The sequence below is a fragment of the Streptomyces sp. CA-251247 genome (genome assembly GCF_050952975.1).
GTDB classification, from domain to species: Bacteria; Actinomycetota; Actinomycetes; order Streptomycetales; family Streptomycetaceae; genus Streptomyces; species Streptomyces achmelvichensis.
In genome coordinates, this window is the sequence record NZ_CP191861.1 from 7,811,218 (window position 1) to 7,835,519 (window position 24,302).

Annotated in this window: 25 protein-coding genes; 16 read left to right on the top strand and 9 right to left on the bottom strand. The window is 70.5% G+C overall.

The window, feature by feature from the left end; all coding sequences use genetic code 11:
• The first annotated feature begins 379 nt into the window (after positions 1-379).
• Positions 380-1,252: a universal stress protein gene (locus ACQPWZ_RS34870; protein WP_433573481.1), complete on the top strand. Its 873-nt coding sequence runs from the start codon at positions 380-382 to the stop codon at positions 1,250-1,252.
• A gap of 123 nt (positions 1,253-1,375) precedes the next feature.
• On the opposite strand, the gene ACQPWZ_RS34875 is transcribed toward ACQPWZ_RS34870, so the two are convergent.
• On the bottom strand, positions 1,376-2,374 hold the full coding sequence (locus tag ACQPWZ_RS34875; protein WP_433573482.1) for a linear amide C-N hydrolase: 999 nt from the start codon (positions 2,372-2,374) through the stop codon (positions 1,376-1,378).
• Between the two features lie 303 nt (positions 2,375-2,677).
• Positions 2,678-3,196 (bottom strand): hypothetical protein, encoded by a 519-nt coding sequence (locus tag ACQPWZ_RS34880; RefSeq protein ID WP_433573483.1) that lies wholly within the window; start codon positions 3,194-3,196, stop codon positions 2,678-2,680.
• A gap of 318 nt (positions 3,197-3,514) precedes the next feature.
• Here ACQPWZ_RS34880 and ACQPWZ_RS34885 point away from each other — a divergent pair, with 318 nt between their 5' ends.
• Positions 3,515-4,039: a hypothetical protein gene (locus tag ACQPWZ_RS34885; protein ID WP_433573484.1), complete on the top strand. Its 525-nt coding sequence runs from the start codon at positions 3,515-3,517 to the stop codon at positions 4,037-4,039.
• 127 nt (positions 4,040-4,166) lie between these two features.
• Here the strand turns inward: ACQPWZ_RS34885 and ACQPWZ_RS34890 are convergent, their stop codons facing one another.
• A complete protein-coding gene (locus tag ACQPWZ_RS34890; RefSeq protein ID WP_433573923.1) occupies positions 4,167-4,562 on the bottom strand; it encodes a RidA family protein in 396 nt (131 codons plus the stop codon).
• Between the two features lie 135 nt (positions 4,563-4,697).
• Between ACQPWZ_RS34890 and ACQPWZ_RS34895 the strand changes: the two genes are divergently transcribed.
• Both ACQPWZ_RS34895 and ACQPWZ_RS34900 read left to right on the top strand, forming a co-directional pair.
• The gene (locus ACQPWZ_RS34895) at positions 4,698-5,672 is read left to right on the top strand and encodes a helix-turn-helix transcriptional regulator (RefSeq protein WP_433573485.1); all 975 of its coding nucleotides are present in this window, start codon (positions 4,698-4,700) and stop codon (positions 5,670-5,672) included.
• A 170-nt stretch (positions 5,673-5,842) separates the two neighbouring features.
• Entirely contained in the window at positions 5,843-6,070 is a 228-nt protein-coding gene (locus ACQPWZ_RS34900) for a hypothetical protein (protein WP_340477414.1), read from the top strand.
• A gap of 90 nt (positions 6,071-6,160) precedes the next feature.
• Here the strand turns inward: ACQPWZ_RS34900 and ACQPWZ_RS34905 are convergent, their stop codons facing one another.
• Positions 6,161-6,607: a hypothetical protein gene (locus ACQPWZ_RS34905; RefSeq protein WP_340477416.1), complete on the bottom strand. Its 447-nt coding sequence runs from the start codon at positions 6,605-6,607 to the stop codon at positions 6,161-6,163.
• Between the two features lie 311 nt (positions 6,608-6,918).
• On the opposite strand from ACQPWZ_RS34905, the gene ACQPWZ_RS34910 reads away from it, so the two are divergent.
• The 5 genes from ACQPWZ_RS34910 (at position 6,919) to ACQPWZ_RS34930 (ending at position 11,266) form a co-directional block, all read left to right on the top strand.
• A complete protein-coding gene (locus ACQPWZ_RS34910) occupies positions 6,919-7,197 on the top strand; it encodes a polyprenyl synthetase (protein WP_433573486.1) in 279 nt (92 codons plus the stop codon).
• Positions 7,187-8,242, top strand: a complete 1,056-nt coding sequence (locus tag ACQPWZ_RS34915) for a polyprenyl synthetase family protein (protein WP_433573487.1) — start codon at positions 7,187-7,189, stop codon at positions 8,240-8,242. Before ACQPWZ_RS34910 ends, ACQPWZ_RS34915 begins: the two co-directional genes overlap by 11 nt.
• A 95-nt stretch (positions 8,243-8,337) precedes the next feature.
• The gene (locus ACQPWZ_RS34920; RefSeq protein WP_433573488.1) at positions 8,338-9,501 is read left to right on the top strand and encodes an oxygenase MpaB family protein; all 1,164 of its coding nucleotides are present in this window, start codon (positions 8,338-8,340) and stop codon (positions 9,499-9,501) included.
• Between the two features lie 226 nt (positions 9,502-9,727).
• Positions 9,728-10,474 (top strand): SDR family oxidoreductase, encoded by a 747-nt coding sequence (locus ACQPWZ_RS34925; protein ID WP_433573489.1) that lies wholly within the window; start codon positions 9,728-9,730, stop codon positions 10,472-10,474.
• Positions 10,475-10,618: 144 nt separating this feature from the next.
• Positions 10,619-11,266, top strand: coding sequence for a class I SAM-dependent methyltransferase (locus tag ACQPWZ_RS34930; RefSeq protein WP_433573490.1), 648 nt, complete (start codon positions 10,619-10,621; stop codon positions 11,264-11,266).
• Positions 11,267-11,333: 67 nt separating this feature from the next.
• Here ACQPWZ_RS34930 and ACQPWZ_RS34935 read toward each other — a convergent pair whose 3' ends face one another.
• Both ACQPWZ_RS34935 and ACQPWZ_RS34940 read right to left on the bottom strand, forming a co-directional pair.
• Positions 11,334-11,867 (bottom strand): STAS domain-containing protein, encoded by a 534-nt coding sequence (locus ACQPWZ_RS34935; RefSeq protein ID WP_433573491.1) that lies wholly within the window; start codon positions 11,865-11,867, stop codon positions 11,334-11,336.
• Positions 11,868-11,877: 10 nt separating this feature from the next.
• Positions 11,878-12,663: a DUF72 domain-containing protein gene (locus ACQPWZ_RS34940; protein ID WP_433573492.1), complete on the bottom strand. Its 786-nt coding sequence runs from the start codon at positions 12,661-12,663 to the stop codon at positions 11,878-11,880.
• Positions 12,664-12,862: 199 nt separating this feature from the next.
• On the opposite strand from ACQPWZ_RS34940, the gene ACQPWZ_RS34945 reads away from it, so the two are divergent.
• Complete coding sequence (locus tag ACQPWZ_RS34945; protein WP_433573493.1) at positions 12,863-13,372, top strand: hypothetical protein; 510 nt, start codon at positions 12,863-12,865, stop codon at positions 13,370-13,372.
• A gap of 85 nt (positions 13,373-13,457) precedes the next feature.
• A complete protein-coding gene (locus ACQPWZ_RS34950) occupies positions 13,458-14,927 on the top strand; it encodes a HEAT repeat domain-containing protein (RefSeq protein ID WP_433573494.1) in 1,470 nt (489 codons plus the stop codon).
• 97 nt (positions 14,928-15,024) lie between these two features.
• Here the strand turns inward: ACQPWZ_RS34950 and ACQPWZ_RS34955 are convergent, their stop codons facing one another.
• On the bottom strand, positions 15,025-15,822 hold the full coding sequence (locus ACQPWZ_RS34955; RefSeq protein ID WP_433573495.1) for a restriction endonuclease: 798 nt from the start codon (positions 15,820-15,822) through the stop codon (positions 15,025-15,027).
• Between the two features lie 253 nt (positions 15,823-16,075).
• On the opposite strand from ACQPWZ_RS34955, the gene ACQPWZ_RS34960 reads away from it, so the two are divergent.
• The 4 genes from ACQPWZ_RS34960 to ACQPWZ_RS34975 all read left to right on the top strand — a co-directional run bounded on the left by ACQPWZ_RS34960 (position 16,076) and on the right by ACQPWZ_RS34975 (position 19,588).
• Positions 16,076-17,296 (top strand): serine hydrolase domain-containing protein, encoded by a 1,221-nt coding sequence (locus ACQPWZ_RS34960; RefSeq protein WP_433573496.1) that lies wholly within the window; start codon positions 16,076-16,078, stop codon positions 17,294-17,296.
• Positions 17,297-17,305: 9 nt separating this feature from the next.
• Positions 17,306-18,223 (top strand): hypothetical protein, encoded by a 918-nt coding sequence (locus tag ACQPWZ_RS34965; RefSeq protein WP_433573497.1) that lies wholly within the window; start codon positions 17,306-17,308, stop codon positions 18,221-18,223.
• A 49-nt stretch (positions 18,224-18,272) separates the two neighbouring features.
• Positions 18,273-19,022: an MBL fold metallo-hydrolase gene (locus ACQPWZ_RS34970; protein WP_433573498.1), complete on the top strand. Its 750-nt coding sequence runs from the start codon at positions 18,273-18,275 to the stop codon at positions 19,020-19,022.
• 149 nt (positions 19,023-19,171) lie between these two features.
• Entirely contained in the window at positions 19,172-19,588 is a 417-nt protein-coding gene (locus ACQPWZ_RS34975; RefSeq protein ID WP_340477429.1) for a VOC family protein, read from the top strand.
• An 84-nt stretch (positions 19,589-19,672) separates the two neighbouring features.
• Here the strand turns inward: ACQPWZ_RS34975 and ACQPWZ_RS34980 are convergent, their stop codons facing one another.
• Complete coding sequence (locus tag ACQPWZ_RS34980; RefSeq protein ID WP_340477430.1) at positions 19,673-20,071, bottom strand: DUF6221 family protein; 399 nt, start codon at positions 20,069-20,071, stop codon at positions 19,673-19,675.
• A gap of 252 nt (positions 20,072-20,323) precedes the next feature.
• Here ACQPWZ_RS34980 and ACQPWZ_RS34985 point away from each other — a divergent pair, with 252 nt between their 5' ends.
• On the top strand, positions 20,324-21,631 hold the full coding sequence (locus tag ACQPWZ_RS34985; protein ID WP_433573499.1) for an MFS transporter: 1,308 nt from the start codon (positions 20,324-20,326) through the stop codon (positions 21,629-21,631).
• Positions 21,632-21,735: 104 nt separating this feature from the next.
• Here the strand turns inward: ACQPWZ_RS34985 and ACQPWZ_RS34990 are convergent, their stop codons facing one another.
• Complete coding sequence (locus tag ACQPWZ_RS34990) at positions 21,736-24,282, bottom strand: discoidin domain-containing protein (protein ID WP_433573500.1); 2,547 nt, start codon at positions 24,280-24,282, stop codon at positions 21,736-21,738.
• Positions 24,283-24,302 lie beyond the last annotated feature (20 nt).

Here is a 24,302-nt window from a genome sequence, read left to right on the forward strand (position 1 = left end):
GCCTGCGACCTCGTCATCGCGGGGCCGGGCGAGGCCGGCCCGACGTTCGATCCGTGAGTCGGGATGCCGCCCGGCCTGAGCTTTGAGAACCTGGTCGGGAGAGGTGGTGAGACCGCACGGGACCCATGTCGTGGTCGTGGCCCGTGGAGGTGGCACCGTACGATGCGCAGGCTGCGGCCACGCGCGACAACCTGCGCGGTCGCACGCTCCGTTGCTGCTCCGTGTGCCGAAGCGCCGAACGCAGCAACCACCCCTCCACACGCGGCAGTCCGCCTTCTGTGGGTGCCCTCGACACAGGTACCCGCGGCGAGACGATGGCCCGCCCGAGCGGTCCTGCGGGCCTCCTTCGGGCTGTGTCTCAGCACAGGAGGTGCACACCATGCTCCGACCGGTCACTGCTGGAGTCGACGGATCCCCCGAGAGCCTCTCCGCCGCAACATGGGCGGCGAAGGAGGCCCTGCTCCGCAATGCGCCACTCCACATCGTCCACGCCTGGGAGTGGGCACCGCATCCGACGGTCGCGGTGCCGATCGAGACCGGTCAGCGCGACTGGGCCCATCAGATCCTGCGTGAGGCGGTGGACCACGTACGTGCTCTCCACCCGGATCTCTCCATCGTCGACCAGCAGGTTTCGCTGCCTCCGGTCAGGGCCCTCCATGACGCATCGGAGCAGTCGGCGCTCCTGGTTCTCGGCACTCGGGGGATCAGCGGATTCGCCGGGTACCTGGTGGGCTCGGTGGCCTTGCACGTCATCGCCCGGGCCGAGTGCCCCGTTGTCCTCGTACGCGCCGGGCATCAGGACACGAAGGGCGAGGGCTCCGCAGCTTCCGCATCCCCTCGCGAGGTCGTGGTCGGTATCGACTTCGACCGACCCTGCGACGAGGTCGTTGCGTTCGCTTTTGAGGAGGCACGGTTGCGAGGCGCCGACCTGCACCTCATCCATGCCTACAGCGCCCCCAGTCTCCACGCGGTGGGCACCGGGCAGCGCAGTGGTCGCGAGTTGCAGGCCGAACGCGAAAAGACTCTGGTCGCCGCAGCTCGGCAGCTGCATGACAGATACCCGGACCTGACCGTCACGGCGACCGCGTCCCAGGGGCGGCCTGCCCCACGCCTTCTGCGGGCGGCCAAGGAAGCGGAACTCCTCGTCCTCGGCCGTCGCCGCCGCGACAGCCGCTTCGGACACACCGGCCCGGTCACCCACGCCGCCATGCACCACGCCCCGTGCCCTGTGGCCGTGGTCCCGTACGACTGACGCACCGCCCTGAACGCGGTTCGGCTTCTGCGTACCGGCGACGGCGCTCGGCGTACGGTTCCGTGCAGTTCTCCCGTTGTCGCGACGTACCGCCGATGGCCTCGCCTCGCCGCCTCCCGGCCCTCAGAACGGCGCCGGCGATTGCGTGAATCCGTCCGAGACGTCTCCGACGAGATCGATCCCCTCGGGATGCAGCGTCATGACGGGAGCGCCGGGCGAGAGGTCGAAGCGTTCGATCTCGGCCCACAGGAGGTTCGGACTGGTGGCCAGTTCGAAGAAGTAGCGCTTGCTGGTGAGGTCACAGACGGTGCGGTACTCGGTGTTATAGGTCCGGAACCTGCCTTCGCGATACGGCGCCCCGAAGGGCACGGAGGCGTTGCGGGTGACGGCCAGGATGCCGGCGACTGCCTGCCGGTCGTCCGCCGGCTCGGGCAGCAGGGCGCTGAAGTAGGCGGCACGCTGGAAGCGGTCGACCGGGTTGACGTTCCCCGGCAGCGGGATCTCGCTGCTGGGCTTGTCGTGGCCGAGTCCCTGCACGGTGTGCACCTGCTCCTGCAACAGGCGGAGTTGTTCGTCGTAGGCGGGCGCGTTCGTCATGATCGTGTAGCTGCGGTCGTGGTGCACCTGCCGTTGGCCCGCGATGTACTCGATGATCGCGGAGTCTCCCGACGCGTCCTCCACAGCCACGTGCACCGTGGCCGAGAAGCCGTGCATCTCGACCGGCACCAACTGGCAGGTGCCGAGCAGGTCCAGGGCCTCCTTCACCGTGCGGGCGCAGTCCAACAGGTACTGGATCCACAGGGCGATCTGAAGTCCTGGCCTTCTGGGGTCGCGGGGGCCGAGGTCGGTGCTGTCCAGGTACAGCATGTGCGCTGCGAGGCCGGCTTCGTTGAGGCCGTCGGCCGTTCCGGCGCCGTAGAGGGTCGTCACGAGGCTGCCGTACGTGCTCGTCCACAAGAGGGGGTTGTCATCGACGACGGTGTTGCTCCCCAGCGTGCCACCGTTGCGCTTGAGTCCTCGGGGGAAGACGGTCAGCACGGGTTCCGTCGATTCGGGCCAGTCCATCGTCCGGCCGGCGAGAACGGCGTGGCTGTTGGTGTTCCACAGAATCCGCGTGCACATGTCTGAATCCCTCTCTGCGTGAGCCGCGCGCATCAACTCGTGGCCGAGGCATGCACCCCCGTGCGGCCCTCACGGCGAGCGTGCCGACGTGCCACCGGGATCTACGCACCAGGACTGCCACGAGTGAGGGGAGCCCGCTACCTGGTCGGGCCGAAAGAACCTGATCGGCTCTCATTCAGGGGCCCGACCGGCACGCTCTGCTCGGGAACAGGGAATCGCTTCCGCGTCGGGAGCGGATGCGGGCCCCGGATTGTCTCCGGGAACGCCCTCCGCCTGCTCCGAAGATCGTTCTGAAACGATCAGTCAGTCGGTGATGTACCAGCCGCTCTTGAGGTACTCCAAGGTGTAGCTGCCGAGGTCGCTCTCGGAGAAGGTGGCCGAAGACTTGACCGATTCGACCGGCATCTCGATCTTGTCGGGCGTGCGCACGTCGACGCGCTGCGGATCGACTGTCGCGGTTTGCAGGGCCTTCTTCTGCGTCGGCGAGATCATCTGGAACACGCTGGCGTAGGTCGACGTGCACGGGCCGAGCCCTTCGTCCTCTGCCTTCTTCGCGGCAGGCCCCGCCACTTCGCAGACCGTGTCGATGTCCTCGCGGCCGAGGGCGTGGAGGTACTGCTCGTACCGCCGGATCGCGGACTCCTTCGTCCTGGGCGCGGGCTGGTCGCCGGTCGGCGTGGCCGATGGCTTCTCGGTCCGGCCGGACGCGGACGGCGTGGCGGACGGCGTTTTTCCCGGCGTGGACGCGGATGGCTGCGAAGGCTTCGCGGCGGGGTCCTCCTTCGAACTCTCCGGACCGCACGCGCACGCCACCAGCGCCACACATGCCGATACCGCCACGCTCACCACTGCCCGCGCCTTCATCAGGTCCCCTCAGGTCGCCTCGACAACACCACAAGAGGTCACGCAGGATCGGGGGGAACGGTTCCCCGGCGGGCTCACAACGACGCCAGGGCCCGGCTTCACCGGTCGCCCGGCGTCCGGTCCGCCCACTCGCCGCAACAGGGCAGGTGAGGGCCGCTCTGCCGGACGCGCCCCGGCAACCTCTGATTCTGCTCAAGCAGGCTCGACCAGGGGGTCATGGTGTGATCCACTCCGGTCACGGGCACCGGCTTGTACGCACGTTTACAGGGGGGCGGGATGAGAGTACGGCTGATCGCGGCGGGGGCCGCGGTGGTGGTCATGGGTCTGGGAGTGAGCGCGTCCGCGGCCACGGCACGGGGGCACGCGCTGGAGGGCGACTGGGGAGGCATGGTCGGTTTCCACCACGCCACGGTCGGCAAGGGGTACTGGTTCTCCTGCCCCCCGCTCAGGAACACCTCCGACCTGCCGGTCGAGGTGCTGAAGGCGGAGCTGCTGGGCGCACCAGCGCACTGGAGGACGGGCGAGTTCAGGGCGGCCAGACGCTCGGACACGCACGGGACGACGCTGGCGGCCTACGACGCGTCTTTCGTCGAAGACCCGGACCTGGCCCGGGTCTACTCGAAGGAACCCGTACGTATCGCCCCCGGGGAGGAGAGCCCGATCTACTACCTGATGCGGGCCGAGGTCGTCACCTCTCCCGTCTCGGGTGAGGCCGAGGGCTGCCGGGTCACCTACCGCACGGGGAACCGCATCCACTCGCAGGTCCTGCCCACCCAGTTCGAAGTCAGGGCCGGGGACTGAGGCCCGTCGGCGTCGGGCTTCCGGCGGCAGGACCATCGCGCCCCGGTAGAGGCTCCCCAGGCCTCACCCTGCCTCCGTGCTCGCGCCGGATTCAACCGGCGCGAGCAGCGGAGGCGGCGAGGCCGCATCACGCGACGGCGGTGCCTTCGAGCTCGACCAACAGCGTGGGGATCGCCAGCCGCGTCACCCCGAGCATCGTGGTGGCCGGCGCCACCTTGGCGGCGCCCAACCGCCCCGCCAGATCGCCGTAGTGCTGGAAAAGCAGATCGACATCGGTCGCATAGACATTGAGCCGCACGAGGTTCGCGAGCGACATGCCGGCTTCGCCGAGCACGGCCTCCAGGTTGTCGAGGCTCAGCGCCAACTGCGCCGCCATGTCACCGTCGTGCTGGGGCTTGCCGTCGTCGCTCATCGCGGTCTGTCCCGAGATGTACAGGGTCCGCGTGTGCCCGGCGACGACCTCGCCCTGGTTGAATCCCAACTCCGCCGACCACGTCACCGGGTTGACCGCCGTTCGTTCCATAGCCACGTCAGCTCCATTCGATTCGTCAGAAGTACGTCGTCCATCGGCTCGACAGCCGCCCATCCCTGACGTCGTGTTGAAAGCCTCCCAACGAATCACGACATCGCATGTCACGTATTCCGCTAGAGTTTTTGTATGCGCGCCAACCGGTTGGTCTCGCTGGTGTTGCTGCTGCGCCAGCGCGGTCGGCTGTCCGCGGCCACGCTCGCTCGGGAGCTCGAGGTATCCACCCGCACCGTGCTGCGCGACATCGAGGCACTGTCCACGGCCGGCGTCCCGGTCTACGCCGAACGCGGCCGGTACGGCGGGTTCGCGTTGTTGCCCGGCTTCCAGACACAGCTCACCGGACTGAATCACGACGAGGCGCTCGCCCTGCTGGTCGCCGGATCACGACGCGGCGCGCAGGTGTTCGGCCTCGGCTCGGCGCTCGCTTCCGCCATGCTCAAGGTGGTGGACGCCCTGCCCGAAAGCCACCGGGACACTGCGGCCGGCGTGGCCGAGCGATTGCTCATCGACCCGGAGGCCGACCTCCTCTCGCGCCGCTTGGTCACTGAGGAGGTGCCCGACACCATCGTGGGCGAGGTCCGGCGCGCGGTGCTCGCCGGACACCGACTGCGCATCCGCTACGCGGCCACGGGTCAGACGCCACAGTGGCGCACGGTGGACCCGATAGGCTTGGTCACCGTACGAGACCAGGGCTACCTGCTGGCCACGAGGTCCGGCGCGGACCGCACCTACCGGCTCTCCCGGGTGTCGGCCGCCGAGGAGCTTCCCGAACCCGCACAGCGAGCAGACCGGGTCGACCTCGACCGGGCCTGGCAGGAGCGCAGCGTGCAGTTCCGGACCGGCGGCGACCAAGTCACTGTGCTGGTACGGGTGGATCCGGCGCGGCGGGAGGACCTGGTGGGCACCGCACTGGCCGTACTGGCCGAAGAAGCAGACCCGGACGGCCGGCTGCGGCTGGAGGTGACCTTCCAGGACGAGAGGCACGCCGAATGGGCGCTGTGGCAGCTCGCTACCCACGCGGAAGCCCTGGCACCCCAGTGGTTGCGCACCTCGCTGCGCAACCGTGCCGCCGTGATGGCCACCTGCTACGAAGCGTCTTCCTGAGGGGTGCCGCCTTCTGCGGGCTCACCCACTCGACGCCCACCACCCGACGAGAGCCTGGAGCTCACCCTCGAGCTCGCCGTGCCGGGCCGCCGCGCGAGCAGCTGATCGCACTGAGCTCGTGCAAGGCTTTCACCCCGGCATACGGCTTCCCCTACGAGGAAGTCACTGCGTTGCCGGATCCCGGGCTGGGCAGCGAGTCCGTGTCCTTCCGGCTGATTCAGCTGGTCGCCGTGGGTGATGAGGAACCACGGAAAGTACCGGTCACCGTCACCATGGTCCGGGTGGGCGCGACCGTGGCGACCTTCCAGTCGACGAACATCGAGCGCGACGGCCATGCCGTCGTCCCGCCCGATGTCGTCTCCAAGCAGCTCACCAAGCTCGCTGACGAGAACCGCTGAACGACCGCCCGTAGTTCCTCGGCGCGCGTGGTCACGACGTCACGCAGATGGTCCACGCACTGGGGAGGGCTGCCCCATCCGCTGGGTGAGTCAGTCGCCGGTGTCCAGGCCGCTGGCGCGGGCGATGCCGTCCAGTTCCTCGTCGACCGCCTGCTGCTCGGTGATCTGGCGGTGGAGATCGGCGCGGAACTCCGCGAGCTTCTCCGGATCGTTCGCGACCTCGGCGGTGACGACCGCGTAGCCCGTACTGCCGTCGGGGCCGGGCAGTTCCACGACGTGGTGGTCCATACGGCCGGTCGTCAGGATCGCCATGACGGCGAGGAACTCGCGCTGGACATCGGGCGTGAAGGTGTCCCGGCCGCCGGCCTCGAAGGTGCCCGGCTGACCGTCGGACAGCATGTGCGCGAGTTCGTCCACGGCCTCCTCCAGCGTGGCGAACTGTTCCGGATCCATCCGGGCCTTCACCGATTCCAGGTAGAGCGAGGCCAGGTCGAGCCCGTCGTCCGGCGTCTCCGGTGCGTTGTCGTCGTTGTCCATCACCCCACCCTGGTCCCGAAGCCCGCCGCACGTCCAGTTGCGGTGATCGACAACACCCTTGTGCCCCACTTTCGAGATCGGCTCCCGGCAGCGTCTGGAGTCAGGAGCAGGGGCGCACCCGCGCCGCGTAGACCTCGTCCTCGCAGTGCACGGGGGAGCCTCGGACCGCGACGGCCGTGGCCGGTCCGTACGGACAAGCGATGTGATCACTCGATCGTGAGTTGTTCCACGCATCGGTCCGGCGTGACGGGACGCTGGGAAGGACGGCGCACGACCGGCGCCGCACCGTCGTGCTGCGGGTGGGGGATGGGATGACGCATGGAGGGGGACGGCGTGGGGGACCTGAGGAGAAGGCGTTGCTGCTGGCGGCCGGGCTGGCCGATCTGGCGGTGAGCACCGTGGGTACGGCGCTGGGGACGGTCCGGGGGCTGTTGCGCCGTTCGGACGCCGCGGAGCTGGCGGCGGAGGCCGAGCACGATCTGGTGGCGCGAGGGCGCCTGGTGGTGGACCGGTATGCGGCTGTCCCCCCGGCCCACCTGGAGATTCTCGCCCGGCAAGCCCTGGCGCGGCGGGCCGCCGATGATGTCTGACCGGTGGGAGCCGGCCGCGTTCAAGGCCCGTGTCGACGAGGTGCTGCACCACTTCGTCGCCCAGGAGGCCGAGCAACTGTGGGCGATTGACGAGGTCCTCGGTCCGGTGGCGGAGCAGTTGGAGGCCGCGGTCAGGGACGGCAAACGGCTGCGGGCGGCATTCTGCTACTGGGGCTGGCGCGCGGTGGGACAGCCGGACAGCGATGCGCTGGTTCGGGCGGCGGCCTCGATGGAGCTGGTGCATGCCGCAGCGGTGGTGCATGACGATCTCATCGACGACAGTCCGTTACGGCACGGCCGGCCCACCGCACACATCGCGCTGCGCGGTGCCGTAGGCCGACGTCCGGATGATGTCGATGCCGCCAGGTCACTGGCGATGCTGGTGGGGGACCTGCTGATGTCGCTGGCCGGACAGTTGTTCGCCACCAGCGGTCTGCCCGCCGCGTACCTGGCACGGGCCCGCCCGCTGTGGTCGTTGCTGGCCCTGGAGCTGATCGCGGGCGAGTGCCTGGAGATCCTGCGTACCGGGGCCGATCCGGACATGGCGTCGTCGCTGAAGGTGATCCGGTACAAGACGGCCAAATACACCGTCGAGCAGCCCTTGTTGATCGGAGGCGCCCTGGCCGGCGCCGCCGAGAGACTGCGCCGGGGCTATTCCGCCTACGGGCTGCCGCTGGGCGAGGCGTTCCAGCTGCGGGACGATCTGCTCGGCCTCTTCGGAGACCCGGAACGCACCGGCAAGGACGACGCCGACGATGTGCGCGGTCACCGGCCCACGGCCCTGCTGGCGGAGACCTGGCGCCTCGCCGGTGACGACGAGCGGGAACAACTGCGCGCGGTCCTGGGCAGACACGATCTGGACGCGGAGGGGCTGGACACGGTGCGCGAGGTGATGCGTCGGCTGAAGACTCCCGACCGTATCGAAGCCATGATCAGCGCGCGGGTCGAGGAGGCTCTCGACGCTCTGCACGAGGTGGACGCACCCGCGCACGCAGCCGCTGCCCTGACAGCGCTGGCGCATTCGGCGGCGGTCCGCTTGTCCTGATCACCGCACGACCGAAGTGCACAACCCCGTGTTGTCCGTCCCCGGCCGCGGCCCGGCCTGTCGTGAATGACCCGTGAATGACGAGGAGTTCTGCCATGACGTACACCGAGGCTTCCATGGATGCCCTGCGGCAAGCCGGTGACGAACTCGCCGACGCCACCGTCGCGACTCTCTTCGAACGGGGGGAGGTGGGCACGTTCAACACCCTCATGCGCTATGTCTCCACCGCCGGTGCCCCCTTGCCGGACGGGCTGCCCGACGTCGCACGGGAGTACCTCCAGGCCACCAGCGTCCCGCCCGCCTGGGTGGACTGGGGAGAGATGGAGAAGGCCCGGCTGTTCTTCATCGACAACAACGTGCACATCTCCACCGCCCTCTCCTTCGCCGCCATGCCCGCCTGCTACGTCGTCCCCCACGTGGCAAAGCTGCTGTCGGCCACCCACGGGCTGAAGTACCCCTCCAAACGGATGGCGGAGACCGGCCAGTTCACGGTCTACCTGATGCAGCCCGACGCCTTCGAGGCAGGCCGCCGCTTCATCCCCGCAGCCCAGAAGGTCCGCCTCCTGCACGCCTCCATCCGCCACCACCTGAAACGTGAAGAGCGCTGGGACACCGCCGCACTCGGGACGCCGATCTGCCAAGAGGACATGATCGGCGGGCAGATGTTCTTCTCCATGCTCGTCCTCGACAGCCTGCACCGCCTCGGCATCCACATGTCGCCGGAAGGCGCGGAGGCGTACTACTACGCCTGGCGTGTGGTCGGTGCCATGCTCGGCGTCGACCAGGACGCCGTCCCCAAGAACCTGGACGAGGCCCGCCACTTCCTCGACCTGTACATGATCCGGCACATGGGGCCCTCGGCGGAGGGCGCTCACCTGACCCGTCAGCTCATCGACCTCTACGAGGAGGTCGTGCCCGGGACCTTCTTCGACCCGATCGTCTCCGCACTCATCCGCCACCTCGTCGGCGACACCTGCGCGGACTGGCTCGATGTGCCCCGCACGCCGTGGGACACCGTGGTCAAGGCGGTGCCACACCTCCTCGGCGTACTGGAGACCATCGAGGACCGCTCACCCCTCGGAGCGTGGGCGCTGGACCGCCTCGGCCACGTCACCACGATCCTCGAGCTGTCCTCCCTCACTCGGGGACGCGTCATGCACTACGCCATCCCCGAACACCTCAAGAAGGACTACGGCGTCGCCGGCACTGTGCCGCCTGCCCGTCGGTGGACCCCGCCCGCCGCCACCGTCTCCCCGTGACCCGCGCGGTGAAGCAGCAGGTATTCCGCTCCTCGGATACGCGGCCGGGCGGCGCCTCGGGTGGTGACGCAATCCCCCGCGCTATACGTTCGACAAGGGGCAGGGCCCGGCCCCGCGCCGGCCCGCTCGCAGGTGTCCTCGGTGAACACCCCGGTCGCCGGCTCCCGGGGCGCAGCACGGGTGGCAGGGACATCGCGAGACAGCCCGTCGCTACCGGAGGTGGCCCATGACGCGCAGCGATCCGATCGCCGACAGTCTCGCCGGCCAGACCGTCGTGGTCATCGGCGCCAGTGCGGGTATGGGACTCGAAACGGCCCGGCGTGTGCGCGGAGCCGGTGGCCAGGTCGTCATGGTGGGACGCAATCCCGAGCGGCTGGAGCAGGCCGCGCTCGACATCGAGCCGCTGAGTACCGCGGCATTCGACGCCGCCGACACCGACAGGCTCCAGCAGTTCTTCCAGGACCTGCCCGGCACGGTCGACCACGTGCTCTCCACGGCCGGCGGTCCCGCATACATGCCCCTGGCCGATATGGACCTTGCGGAGGCCCGCCGCCACTTCGGCGATCGCCTCGCCATGACGATCGGGATCGCCCTGCACAGCCGCGACAAGGTCCGGCCCGGGGGCACCCTGCTGTTCATCGGTGGCACAGGCGGCCGCCGTCCCGCCGTCGGCATGACCATCACATCCGCGATGACCGCGGCGCTTCCCGCTCTCACCGCCAACCTGGCGCTCGAGCTCGCTCCGATTCGTGTGAACCTCATCGCCGCCGGATTCGTCGACACGCCCCTGTCTGCCTCGCTGCTGGGCGACCAGCTCGAAGCACGACGCGAGGAACTGCGTGCCACCCTTCCCATCCGCCGGGTCGTCGGCCCGGAGGACGTTGCCGCTCTGGCCGTACACATCATGTGCAACGAAGCGCTCACGGGCGCGACGTACGACATCGATGGTGGCCAGCAACTCCTGTCCCACTGAGCCGCTGTTTCTGACGGGGGTGGCCCTCGTCGGGCCAGGAACCGCGGGCGTCCGCACGATGACACTAGGGTCGGTCGACAGGAACGTTGCCGTGACGAAGCCTCGGGCGGATCCGGGCGACGGCAGTGACGGAAGGTCGCGAGTATGGCCGGATCGCCATCGCACGACGACGCGGGTGCCACGAACACTTGGCAGTGGCTGGACGACCTGTACGCCGTCCGGCCACCGTGGGAGATCGGACGACCGCAGCAGGCGTTTCTCGCGCTTGCGCAATCAGGCGCCATCCGGGGGCGAGTGCTCGACATCGGCTGCGGAACCGGGGAGCACGTCCTCATGTGCCACGACCTCGGCCTCGACGCCACCGGCGTGGACCTGGCGGCCGCTGCGCTACGGGTCGCGGAGGACAAGGCGCGTCGACGCGGCGCCACCGTCCGCTTCCTCCACCACGACGCGCGGAGACTGGACGACCTGGGGGAGCAGTTCGACACCGTTCTCGACTCGGGCCTGTTCCACATGCTCGATCCGGACGACCGAGCCGCCTTCGCCCGGGGCCTTCACGCCGCGCTGCGCCCCGGCGGCCGCTACTTCCTGTTGTGTTTCAGCGACCGGGAACCCGGGAGTCCCGGAGCACACGGGCCGCACCGGCTGACGCGGCACGACATCACTGCCGCTTTTGCCGACACGCTGCGGATCGACTCCCTCGAACCGGCGACGATCGAGTTCACTCTGGATCCGGCGGGCATCCGGGCCTGGCTCGTCGCGATGACGAAGGTCTCCGACCGGGTGCTCTGAGCGCATCGGTGCGCCTGGGTCACGGAACCGGGGGTCCGGGTGCCCGACTGGTGGGTTCTCGGCCGGGTCAGGCGGCGGTGCCTTGGGGGAAGTGGCGGGCGGCGCCGCCGATGGCCGGCCCTGTGTCGGGTGTGGCGGTCAGTGGGGTGCCGGTGATGTGGAGGAGCCGGGTCAGGTGGTCGGGGATGTTGCGCACGGTGAGGTGGGTGCCGCGGCGGGCGGCGGAGTTTTTCGCGGCGACGAGTGCGCCGATGCCGGAGCAGTCGCAGAACGCGAGGTCTGTGAGGTCGATGACGACCTGGCGGTATGCGGTGACTGCTGCGGCGAGTGCCGCGCGGATGTCTCCGACGGTGGAGATGTCCAGCTCTCCGGTCAGTTTCATTACGGCGTGCCCCGGGCCCGGCCCGGCAGTCGTCGTGATGTCCATGTGACTGCCTCCCGCATGTGCGCCGTGGTGTGGCGCGTGACAGCCGTCGCCCAAGGCCGTGGCCTGTGTCGGACGACCGCTCGACATTCCGACGTGGCATCCATACAAACCGGGCCAGAAGTGATTTGTCCAGAGGTGACGGGCCAGTGCTGCCCGGGGGGTCGATATTGGCATCCTGTGCCGGTCAGCCCTCTTCCCCGGCACCGGATGCCAGCCCGTGTGGGGTGCGGGTGACGTGTGCCCCGGCTGCGTCGGCGAGCCGGGCGAACGCCACGGCGTCACGGACAGCGGCCCCTCCCGGATCGTTGTTGAAGTACACGTACACATCGCACGCGCCGGGCCAGGCGTCGGTCAGCCGGCGTACCCAGGTCGCCAGTGCCTGCCTTCCGTAGCGCGGCCAGGGCTGGGCCCGGCCCGCGTGCAGCCGCAGATAGCCCCAGTCGCAGGTCCGCCACAGCGGTCCTGCGGGCCGGGAGCGCAGATCCGCCCAGCACAGGGCGGCGCCCCGTGCCTCGAGGACCGCACGGACCTCCTGAACCCACCAGGAGTCGTGGCGCGGCTCGACCGCGACGCGTGTACCGGCCGGGAAACAGCGCAGGCAGTCGTCGAGCAGGGTGGCATCGGCCTTCAGGGTCGGCGGCAGTTGCAGGAGCACCGGCCCCAGCCGGTCACCGAGCCCGGCGGCGTGTTCCATCAGCCGCGCGACCGGCTCCTCCGGCTCCCGCAGCCGTTTGATGTGGGTCAGATAGCGGCTGGCCTTCACGGCCATGACGAAGCCCTCGGGGGTGCGCCGGCGCCACTGGGCGAAGGTCTCCCGGGACGGCAGCCGGTAGAAGGCGTTGTTGCTCTCCACGGTCGCGAACCCGGATGCGTACTCCTCCAGCCACAGTCGCTGGGGCACGCCCTCGGGGTACAGGACATCCCGCCAGTCCTTGTACTGCCAGCCCGAGGTGCCGACGAAGACCGTCACCCTTTCATCGAAGCACGTAAGGCGCCGCCGGGGCGGCCCGTGCCGGGCCGGGCGCGACTGCCGACCTCGATTCAGGGGTGCGCGGGAACTCGATGGCGGCAGCGATGACGGCTGTGGAAAGGTGCCCAGACCGCCGATGCACCGAAGCCCCCGTCCAGCGGCCGGGAAATACGGGTCAGGAAGGACGATGAGGACCCCCATGACTCCCGACGACGCTCTTCAGCAATTCCGCATCTTCGCGCTGGAGAGAGCGCTCGGCAGGCAGGTCGGATCCGACCGTCTCATCCAGGCGGGGCTGGACGGCCTCGTCGCCGGTGTCGAGAGTCCCTCACTGGTCACGTTGGCCGGTCTCCGACGCCGGGAGGAACCGGAAGCATCGGAGCACTTCGACCGGGTGCTGGAGGAACTGGGGCTGTTCGTCGACCTGCCGGCCGACCCTCGCGCCGCGAACTGGGCGATCGCCTATGGGATGGCCGGCCGGATCGCGGACGGAACCCTCGACCCCGCCGTCGGCACTCATCTGATCTGGGCCGACATCGCCGATGACCTCGACTGGCCCGAAGAGCTTCAGCCCCTCGTCGCGTGCGCGCTCGACCTGGAGGACTGGCAGGAGAGTTGGGGCGTCGGCCGGGACGTACTCACGGGACAGGCGGTGGAGGCGGCCGAACACCTCCTGAGCCGGCAGCCACCGGGTGAGCGCAACGACTGACCGCGTGCCCCTGCTGTGGAAAGTGCCCGAGGCCGCGCAACCCCCACGCCCCCTGAACGTCTCTTCTCCCAAAGGGGGAAACACCATGGGGGCTGACCATCAGATCGCCTTCTTCCTGCGGGAGCTCGCGGCGCCCGAGCCGTGGCGGCGGGCCGCCGCCGCCAAGGGGCTGGGGCGGATCGGGCGGACCGAGCAGGTGATGGCGCTCATCCACGCGGGCCGCGATACCGATCCCGCGGTGCGCGCGGCCGCCGCGCTCGGCCTCGGCCGTCTCGGCGCACCCGGGGCGGACGAGGTCCTGATCGCTCTGATGCGGGATGCCGATGCCCAGGTCCGGCGCCGCGCCTCGGTCGCCGCCCGCCTGCTGGAGCTGACCGGCCCGGCCGTCACCGACGCCTTCGGACGCCTGCTGCGAGACCCCGACCGATACGTCCGGCTCAACGCCCTGACCGGACTGACCCGGCTGAAGGCCATCGGTGACGGTAAGGCCCTGGTGCTCCTGCTGGGCGACCCCGACTGGCGGATCTGGGGGCACGCCCGGGGCCTGGTGGCGACGCAGATGGACGACGATCTGCGGGCCGAAGTGCTGCACACCGCCCGTCAGGGCCCCGGCGCGGCCCGTGCGCGGGCGCTGGAGATGCTGCCCGCCCGCGATACGCACCGGCTGCGCGACTCCCTGCGTGAAGGCCTCCACAACCCTGCCCCCGAGGTACGGGAGGCGGTGGTGGGCAAACTGGTCGACCTCAAGAAACGAGGAACGGCCGCACTGTTGCTGACGGTCCTTCAGGACGAACGGCACCCGGATGTCGCACGCCGGCTGTTGCGGGCCCTCGGACGGCTGGGCGAGCGCCGGCTGCTGGCAGCAGCGCTGCCGTGGCTCGACCATCCCGACGTGGGCCCGGTCGCCGTGGACGTCCTGGCCGACATCGGCACCCCGACCGCCGTCCGCCAGATCAGGTCCGTCCTCACCCAGTGGCCCTGCCACCCCGCGATCCAGGCGGCAGCGGCCAAGGCCCTCGGCGAACTCGGCGACCGCAAAGCCCTCGACCTGCTGCTCCCGCTCCTGAACGACGAGGACAGGCAGGTCCGCTCCGGGGCTCTCACCGGCCTGGGCGGCCTCGGTCACCACCGACTGCCCCCGGCGGAGCGCCGCAGGGCGGTCGAGGCGCTGATGCACTGCCTGGTGAGCGATCCGCAGGTGCTCTGGCACACCGGCAGCGCTCTGCGCAGCTATCCCGAAGTCCTGCCGCGGGTACGGGGGTTGCTGGAAGAGGCCGCACCCGATGTCCGGGCGACGGCGCTCTCCCTGCTGGACGACACCGACGAGGCCGACGGGCGTCTCTTCCTGACGTATCTGAGCGACCCGGACGACGACGTGCGCTACCAGGCCGCGATCGGACTCGGCCGGTACGCCGAGGAACACGGCGCCCTCCCGCCGGGCGGCGACGAGGCGATCAGCGTGCTCACCGCGCTGACGTCGGATGCCTCGGGCGGCGTTCGCTGGGCGGCGGCCAGGGTGCTGCGAGCTCTCGAAACCCCGGACGCGGATCCGTAGGACAGCGCGGTCGGCCGTCTGACGCGGCTGCCGGGCGCCACGGGCCGGCCGGCAGCCGTATAGGTGGTCCGACTGCCCGGACGGCCCGGTGCTGCGCTCAGCCGCCGGCCACGTCCGGATCAGCGGCCATCTCCGCATCCCACGGCGCCGGCCCGGTGCCGTCCTCCCAGGCGGCAAGGGCGTCGGCGTCGAAGCAGACGATCCCGCACTGCTCGGCGTACTCGGTCGCCGGCAGGGTGAACCCACCCGTGGTCACCACCGCCGCGACCTGGGCCTCGTGCACGGCGAAACACGTACCGCCGAACCGCTGGACGTCCTGCGACCCCACCTTGTTCACGGGGCCGTAGCGCTTGCACTGGATGACGACATGCCGTCCGTCCGGCGCTGTTGCCACCACGTCTGCCCCGAGGTCGCCCGCACCCCCGACGACCTCGATGTCACGGCAGCCGTCGCGTTCGCACAGGGCCGCCACGGCCTGCTCGAAGGCGGCCGGGTCCAACAAGCCCAGCAGCGAGGCTTCCTGCTCCGCCCCGTCCACCGTTCCCGAGTCGCCCTCGCCGCAGACCTCCTGTGTCCCCGGCGCGAGGACATGCGCTGCCGGTCCCGGTCGCTGCGGTAGGCCCCCGTCGGCGCAGGCTGTCGCCCGGACACCCCCGGCCGGGTGCCGGCGCCGGTGTCGCATCCGCCGGACCGCGGCGAGCGCCACGACAACCGCACCGGCCGCCAGCGCAATGCCCAGCAGTCCATGGGCGCCCGATGACTTCACCAGCGTCTTGAGCATCAGCCCGCCGCCGCAGACCAGCGACGCCACCAGGCCGAAACCGAGTGCCGTCTGACGCAGGCTGAATGCCGGCCGGCGCCGCACCAACCGTGACCGACGCGCAGGTACCGTCATGTTGCTGCCCCCACATTTCCAAGATCGTTAATGCTTGACGTCTGCCCCAACTGGCGCGATTAAACGGCGCGTTCGTCCTGGCCGAGCCGTTCTCCGCACGGCCGCTTCCTCCCGGGCCACGACATCGCGGCAGCCGCGGTACGGGAGACAGGGCTCGGCGGAGGTGCCTGGGGGAGGGGTCCTGGTCCGGTCGGGGGAGGCGTGCGGGACATCCCTGATGGCCCGCCGGCATCGCGCCGACACCATGAACTCCATGACATCCCAGCCCCTTTCGCGCCGCTCCCTCGTCGGCGGCGCCGCGGCCGCAGCCCTCCTCGGCGCGGCCGGAAGCACCCACGCCCGGGCAGATACCCGGACCGGTGCGCAGCACCAAGCCGCCGAAGCTGCCGGCGCCGCACGCATCCCTCCGCTGCGCCCGGACGTGCTGCGCGCCGCCATCGGTGACCTCACCCGCCCGCCGGCGACCGCCGCGCAGCTGCGCGTCACCGGCACGAAGGGCTGCTGGTACGGCTCGGCGGGAGTGGCCGACATTTCAACGGGCCGTGCCGTACGGCCGGATGACGCGTTCCGCGCCGGCAGCGTCACCAAGGTGTTCGTGGCGACCGTGGTCCTGCAGATGGCAGGTCGTAGCCAAGTGCAACTCGACGCCCCGATCGGACGCTACCTGCCGGGCCTGCTCCCGCGGGAGCAGGCCCGGATCACCGTCGCCCAGCTGCTGCACCACACCAGCGGCCTGCCCGACCACCGGGGACTGCCGGACCTGCGCACACCGGAAGATGTGCTGCACCACCGGCACGACCGGTGGACGCCGCACCAGCTGGTGGCGACCGTGACCCACGGACCGCTCAAGTTCCCGCCGGGCACCGTGCAGGAGTACCGGGGCATCAACTATGTCCTGCTCGCCCTTCTCATCGAGCGCCTGAGCGGCCGGCCCTACGGAGAGGAGATCCGACGTGCCCTCCTTCGCCCGCTGGGCCTCACGAGAACCCTGCTGCCCGGGGACGACCCGCGGCTGCACGGCAGCCACGTGCACGGATATCTGCGCATGAGCGACACCTCTCTGCGCGACATCACCGTCTACAACCCCTCCTCGAGCTGGGGTGAGGGCGAACTCGTCTCCAGCGTCGACGACCTGTCCCGCTTCCTGGAGGCACTGTTTCGCGGACTGCTGCTGCCGCGCTTCATGACGGAGAAGCTGTTCACACTGCCGCCGGCGAGTGTGCGCATGCTGGACGGCAGCGCTGCCCGCTACTCCATGGGACTGCAGAAGGCCACGGTGAACGGTGTGACGTTCTGGGGCAAGACGGGGGAGTGGTACGGCTGTCGCACCCGCATGTTCTCCACCCGCGACCACCAGCGGCGTTTCGTGCTCTCCTACGCCCCCACTCCGCTGAGCCCCCGCGAGGACATGACCGACCGTGTCGTCGCCGCGTTCACCCAGGGCGCGGGCGGGGCCGCCGGGGACACGGCATAGGGTCGGGGCGTGCTGACTTCTCGACACCTGGCTGCATGGGTGAGCGCGCGGTACGGGCCGCGCCATGCCGACCGGCGGATCCGGGACCTCGGGTTCGCCTGGTCGGTCGACACCCAGCCCGACGCGTACCACGACGGCGTCACGTCCGCGATGACCTACGGCAACGGCCCGGACATCGTCGTCAAACGCACCGGCGCGGTGTGGCAGTTCGGCTCCAGCCCCATGATGCTGCCGCTGTACGAGGCGCGCACCGAGGAGGAGCTGCGCCGAACGATGGCGAAGCTGATGCCGGGGGCGGATCTGGACCGGCCCCGGGAGACAGTCCCGGCACCGGCACCGGCACCGGCACCGGCACCGGCACCGGCACCGGCACCGGCACCGGCACCGGCACCGGCACCGACGCCTGCGCCCGCACCGACGACCGCACCCGCGTCCCCCGTCCCGCCGCTCGCCACGGCAGCACCGCCGATGGTCGGCGCGCCCGGCACGGTTCCTCCGCCCACCGGTGTTTTCGGCGCCCCGTACGAGCCCACGCCGCCGCCCGGACCGGCCCCCGCGGCTGCGCCCGTACCCCTTGCGCCCGTACCCCTTGCGCCCGTACCGCCCGCACCCGCGCCTGCGCCCATGGCGGCGCACGCGCCCGCCGCAGGGCCCGAGTTCGCGGCGGCCGACACGAAGAACGCGGTCCTCGTGGATCCCCAGGGGATCTGCTTCGACCAGGAGGGCCGGCATGCCGCATTTGCCTGGCCGGAGATCCGCACCGTCCACCACACCGTGCGCGGTACGTGCCTCACGGTGGGTGTCGTGCACGCGAACGGGGCGTTCTACGAATGCCGGGTGAGCGCGAAGCGGCAGGCACGCGTGCGGGAGTGGTCCACGCACCTCCCGCCGGTCCTCGCGTTCTATCTCGCAGGCCGGCCCGCCTGAGCAGAGCCCCGCCCTACCGCCATCCCCCCTCCCGGAGAGCAGGCCGGTCATGCGCCCACATTCCCTCGTCCAGGTCGCCGACGGGGTCCACCTGGTCCACGGCAGCAACACGAACTGGGTCATCCTCAGCGAAGGCGACGAGGCCACACTCGTCGACTGCGGCTATCCCGGCGACCGTGACCTTCTGCTCGCGTCGCTGGCCGAGGTCGGTCACGCACCTGAGTCGGTCAGGGCCGTCCTCGTCACGCACGCGCACAACGATCACATCGGATCCGCCGAACATCTCAGCCGCTCCTTCGGAACGCCCGTTCTCCTGCACGAGGCGGAAGTGCCGCACGCACGCCGGGAGTTCCTGCACCAGGTCGGCATCACCACCGTGCTGCGCAACGCGTGGCGCCCCGGTGTCCTGCCGTGGGCGGTACATGCCCTGCGCTCGGGCGGTACCACCGACACGCGGGTCACGGCGCCGCGAGCGTTTCCCGCCCCGGGCCCGCTCGACCTGCCCGGGGGTCCCGTCCCCCTCCACACCCCGGGACACACGGCAGGGCACTGCTGCTACGTACTGCCGCAGGCAGGGATCCTCATCTCGGGAGACGCCCTCGTCAGCGGCCATCCCACCTCACCGCTGAAGGGCCCGCAGCTGCTTCCCGCCATGTTCGACACCGACCGCGAGCGCGCTCTGGCCTCCCTGCGGACCATCGAGGGCGTGGCGGGCGACACCCTCCTCCCCGGCCACGGCCCCCTGCACCGGGGATCCGTCGCGGCGGCCGCCGGCCGGGCGCGCGATCTCGCCTCCTGACCCGGCCGCGGCCTACGCCGGCAGCGTCCGCGGCGCCGCCCTCGGCACACACCAGGACGCGGTTCCACGAGAGGAGCGCAGAACCCTGCCCGCGGGGCCGGCCGGGGCTACGCTGCATTCCTGACAAACCGTCACGAAAGGATCATGCTGTGGCCTCTCGACTCAACCCGTACATCAGTTTCACCGGTGACGCCAAGCAAGCCCTGGAGTTCTACAAGGCCGTCTTCGGCGGCACCCTGACGGCCCACACCTTCGGCGACTTCGGTGGCGAGGCGCCGCCCGGCTTCGCCGACAAGATCATGCACGGCCAGCTGGAAACCCCCGCCGGCTTCACCCTCATGGGAGCCGACACCCCTCCCGGCATGGACTACACGCCCGGCACGAACTTCGCGGTCAGCCTCAGCGGCGACGACCCGGGCGAACTGCGCGGCTACTGGGACAAGCTCTCCGACGGCGGCACCGTCGCGGTCCCGCTGGAGAAGCAGATGTGGGGCGACGTGTTCGGCATGTGCACGGACAAGTTCGGCATCGGGTGGATGGTCAACATCAACGAGCCCGGCGCCTGACCGCGATCCGCACCCCGAGGGCCCCACGCCGCCCGGCGCCGGGGCCCTCGGCGCATCCCCGGCCCGGCCCGGCCCCAGTGAGGGCTAGCGGATGAAGCGGGGAAGCCATTTCGCGGTGTAGTCGGGATGCGAGGCGTACTCGGCGGCCAGCTGCCGGACCGCGAAGCCGAGGCCGACGGCGCGACCGGACGTGAAGTCCTCCTCCGGGCGGTCGGTGTCCCGTTCCGCGATCTCGACGTACTCGCTGAGCAGGACCCGGTTGGTCTCGATGCGGGCCACCGTGCGGGCGGGGTCCTGGAGTGCGATGTGCCGGTCGTAGCCGGCGTCCCTGATCGTGAAGGCGATCCCGGACGTCCGGTCGTGGACCTCCCCGGGGACATCCGCCGGACACCGCCAGCTCGCGCCCCCGGCATCCAGCGCGACCCGCTCCTCCTCGGCGAGCCGTGCTTCGATGAAGGCCACCATTTCTGCGTTGCCGGCCATACGACGGCGCTTCCTCTCGTCAAAGGCGTGTGGACTGCGGAGCCATTGTGCTGGACAGTCCGCCCCACCTGCGAACCGGCAGGTCCCCCCACCCCATCCGCCACCCGACCACGGAGGCTGCATCCGGGTGCGGCGGCGGGCGTACGCGCAAAAAAACCGCTGTCCCGTCCGGTGCGGCCGCGCTTACGATTCTGTGCTGCGCGGACGGGCAGGCCGGCCGGCTGCGCGGGGCTCGGGGGAGGAACCAGCAGCATGAGCGACTCCGTAGGCGCGCAACCTCCGTTGTGGACACGGAACTTCACGCTCTACTTCACCGCCCGCATCGCGTCGATGCTGGGCGATGCAATGCTGCCGGTCGCCCTCTCGGTGGCGATGCTCACCCTCGGCTACGGGGTGAGCGCGGTCGGGTTCGCCCTCGGTGCGTGGATGGCTGCCTTCGCGGTGTTCGTGGTGTTCGGCGGGGTTCTCGCGGACCGGTTCCACCCCCGGCCGGTGATGATCGCCGCCGACGCGGTGCGGTTCCTGCTCATCGCATCCCTCGCCTGGTACGTCGCGGTCGGCCTGCCCCCGCTGTGGTTCATCGTGACCGCGACCGCGCTGGGCGGTCTGGCCACGGCGATGTTCCAGCCGGGGGTCAACGGCATGGTGCCGCAGGTCGCCGCAGACGCGCAGAAGGCCAACGCCGTCCTCCGCGTCGGCCAGGGGATCTCCACCATGGCCGGTCCCGCGGGCGCCGGACTGCTCGTCGCGGCCGCCGCACCCGCCTGGGCGTTCGCCGCGACCGCTGCCACCTTCGCCGCCAGCGGACTGTCCCTGCTGGCCCTGCGGCTGCCGCCGTTCACCGCCGACCGCACGACCTCCACATGGGAGAACCTGCGCACCGGCTGGCACGAATTCCGTTCCCGCTCCTGGCTGTGGGCGGTCATCCTCATCTGGTGGGTCCTCGGCGTCTTCGTCTGGGGCCCGCTGACCCCGCTCGGTGCCGCGTCCGTCACCGGCGCGCACGGTACCGCCGCCTTCGGCTACGCCGAGGCCGCGTTCGGCGCCGGCTGCGCCGTCGGCGGTCTCCTCGCCATCCGTATCCGCCCCGCCCGGCCGCTGCTCGGCGGTGCCGTAGCCATGTTTCTCTTCCCTCTGATGCCGCTCACGGCCGCCCTGGTCCCGGCGCTGCCGCTGCTCCTGCTCGGCTACGCGGTCAGCGGGATCGGCTGGGCCTTCTGGGGCGTGCAGTGGGCCACCACCGTGCAGACCCAGATCCCCGAGGACCGGCTCAACCGGGTCTCCGCGTACGAGATCGCCGGATCGATCCTCGCCGTCCCGCTGGGGCAGATGATCGCCGGACCGGCGAGCTCCCTGGTCGGGGTCCACGAACTGCTGCTCGCCGCCGCCGTGATCAGCGCCGGCTGCGCGGCGGCACTGATCGCGGTCACGCCCATCCGGCGGCTGCGACGCGCCCCGTCCCGCCGCCTGGCACCCATCGCCCCCGTGCCGGAGCCCGGCATGACGCTGCGGCCGGCCAGGCCCGTATCAGGGCACGGTGACCCGCACGACCGCACCTGACCGGTCCCCCCGGCCGGCCGCTCGGTTCACCCCTTCGTGGGACGACCGAGCGCCCGGCACCACCCGCAGACCGGGTGGCACCGGGCGCCCGCAGACGCCGGCTGTCAGCCGACGGTGAGCATCCTTGCCTTGCTGGGCACCCCTTCGGCGTTCAGGGCGAACAGGAAGTACGTGCCCGGCAGCGCCACCCCCGGATCGGCCGGAACCGTGACGTCGTACGCCCCCGCACCTGTTTGACGGAACGTCAGCGGCACGCGGCGCTGGTCGTTGTCCGTGGAATGCGTCGCAGCCCCCGCTCTCACCAGTGCGAACGAGGAGACGTCGGCGTCGGTCGTCACGGCCAGCTGTGTCCCGTTCGCCGCTCGGGCCGGGACACCGCCGGTGATCACCGGACGGGTCTTCTCACTGCCGTCCGCGTTGAGGAGATAGGGCGGCGTGAAGATCGCCCCGTCGGGATGGTTCGTGGCACACGCACCGCACAGTCCGCCGCCGCCGGTGAAGATGCGGCCGTCGGGCAGCAGGTTGGCGACACTGTGATAATTCCGCGGCACCGCCATCGACGCCATCCGCGTGAACTTGCCCGTCGCCGGGTCCCAGATCTCCGGCGTCATCGCCGAGGTCGCGTCACTGAACGGCACGGGGAACGACTGCCCGCCGAACACGGCCACCTTGCCGTCCGGCATCACCACACTGTTGCCGAAGGCGCGGGCATAGGCCATGTCCCCGGTACGCGAACTGATCGGTGTGCCGCCCCCGTTGAGATCGACGGTGTACGCCCGCCGCGTCGCCTTCACATTCTCGTACGCCGTCGCACCGCCCAGTGTGAGCAGCTTCCCGATGTCGTACGCGACCGCGTTGCCGTTCATCGCGTCCGGGGAGTCCGCGCGACGGCCGGCCGCGGTGATGGTGCCGTTGCCGCTCGTGGAGATCCAGTTGATCTGCTTGCTCGGGCCGAGGTGCAGCACCCGACCGTTCGAGGTGGCGTGCAGCCACTGATGGTTGTCGGCGCGGTAGGCGCCGCGTGGATCGGCGGTCATGGTCGTGGTGACCGGTACACCGCTGAGCTTGCGCCATGTGCCGTTCGCCGATGACCAGACCTCTCCGCCCTTTGCACTGCCGCCGCCGCTCCATGATCCGCCGAGAACGAAGGCATCGCCGGTGGAGAGCAGGGTCATCGCCTGGTAGCCGCGGGCGATGTTCATGTCCGACGTGGAGGCCCACGCGTCGGTGGCGGGGTCGTAGATGCTTGCCCGCTCGGCGTTGGAGCCGCCGGTGACCAGCACGCGGCCGTCCTTGAGGACCGCTATGCCGGGACAGAACATGTCGTGCCCGGTGTTGTCCACGCGTCGCTGCGTGACCCGGCCGGTCGCCAGATCCATGATCGCGGTCTGGGTGTAGCCGTTGCTCCCGCCGAAACGGTCGATGCCGTACGCCGACCATGCCAGCATCTTGTTGTTCGGCAGCACCGCTGTGGCGACCGGCACCAGCGGGAAGCCCGTCACCTTGCCCCACACGCCGTGCGCGGCGGGCGCGGCGGGTCCGCTGACACGGATCTCGCCCGCCGACGACCACGGTCCACGGCCGCCGGCCTCGCTCGTCGCGGTCAGCCGCACATAGCGGGCGGTGACCGCGCGGGTGAAGGTGGCGCCCTTCAGCGTGTCGTCGTCCTTCCAACTGCCGCTCGCCACCGGCGTACTGAACGTGGTGCCATTGAGGCTGGTGGTGACCGTGTAGGCGCCGATCCGGCCGTTGATACCGATGCGCCGCGGCTCGTACGAGAGCGCGGACACCGGCCGCGCCGTCTTCATGTCGATCGTGATGCTGTGCGGGAACGGCGCTGTGGTCGGTGACCACCTGCTGTGCCAGAGGGTGTCCGGATCACCGTCCAGCGCAGCGGCGGGAGCGTGCGCCCCCCGTGCCGTCTCGAAGCTGGTTGCCGATGCCGTCCAGCCTTCGCGCGGCAGATCGACGACAGAAGCGGCGGTACCCGGATCGCCCAGCAGGTTGATCTCGCCGGCACTCGAGAAGGGGCCGCGGCCACCTGCCTCAGTCGTCGCGGTCAGCCGGATGAAGCGGGCGCCCTTCGGCGCAAAGCTCAGCGTCTTGACCGTGGCGTCGTCGGCCAGCGTGCCCGTCGCCACAGCGGCACCCCAGGCCACACCGTCAGCGCTCAGGTGGATCGCGTACTCCCCGATCCGGCCGTTGGTCCCGGTTGCCCGGGGCCGGTAGACGAGCGCGGAGAGGACCGCCGTCTCCTTGATGTCCATGGTGATGCTGTGCGGCAACGCGGCAGCGGTCGGCGACCACCGGCTGTGCCACATCGTGTTCGGATCGCCGTCCAGTACCCGAAGAGGACGGTGATCTCCCCGCACCGTCTCGTGATCACTCGCCGTCGCCGTCCACCCGTCGCGCGGCAACGTCGGCGCAGCCGGCTCCATGGCGGAAGCAGGCGCGGCCTGGTGATGCGGCGCCGGCGGCGGCGCCGTCGGATCTGCCATCGGCAATGCCCCCGGCCCGGCACTCGCCCGGCCACCTGAAGTGAACAGCGGCAGCAGAGCCACCAGCGTCGCCGTCAGCGCCAGCAGAATCAGACCCCGCGATCTGAGCCGGACCGGACGGCGGAAGACGGACAGAGCAAAGCGACGGATCATGTTGTTGTCCCCCCACGGAA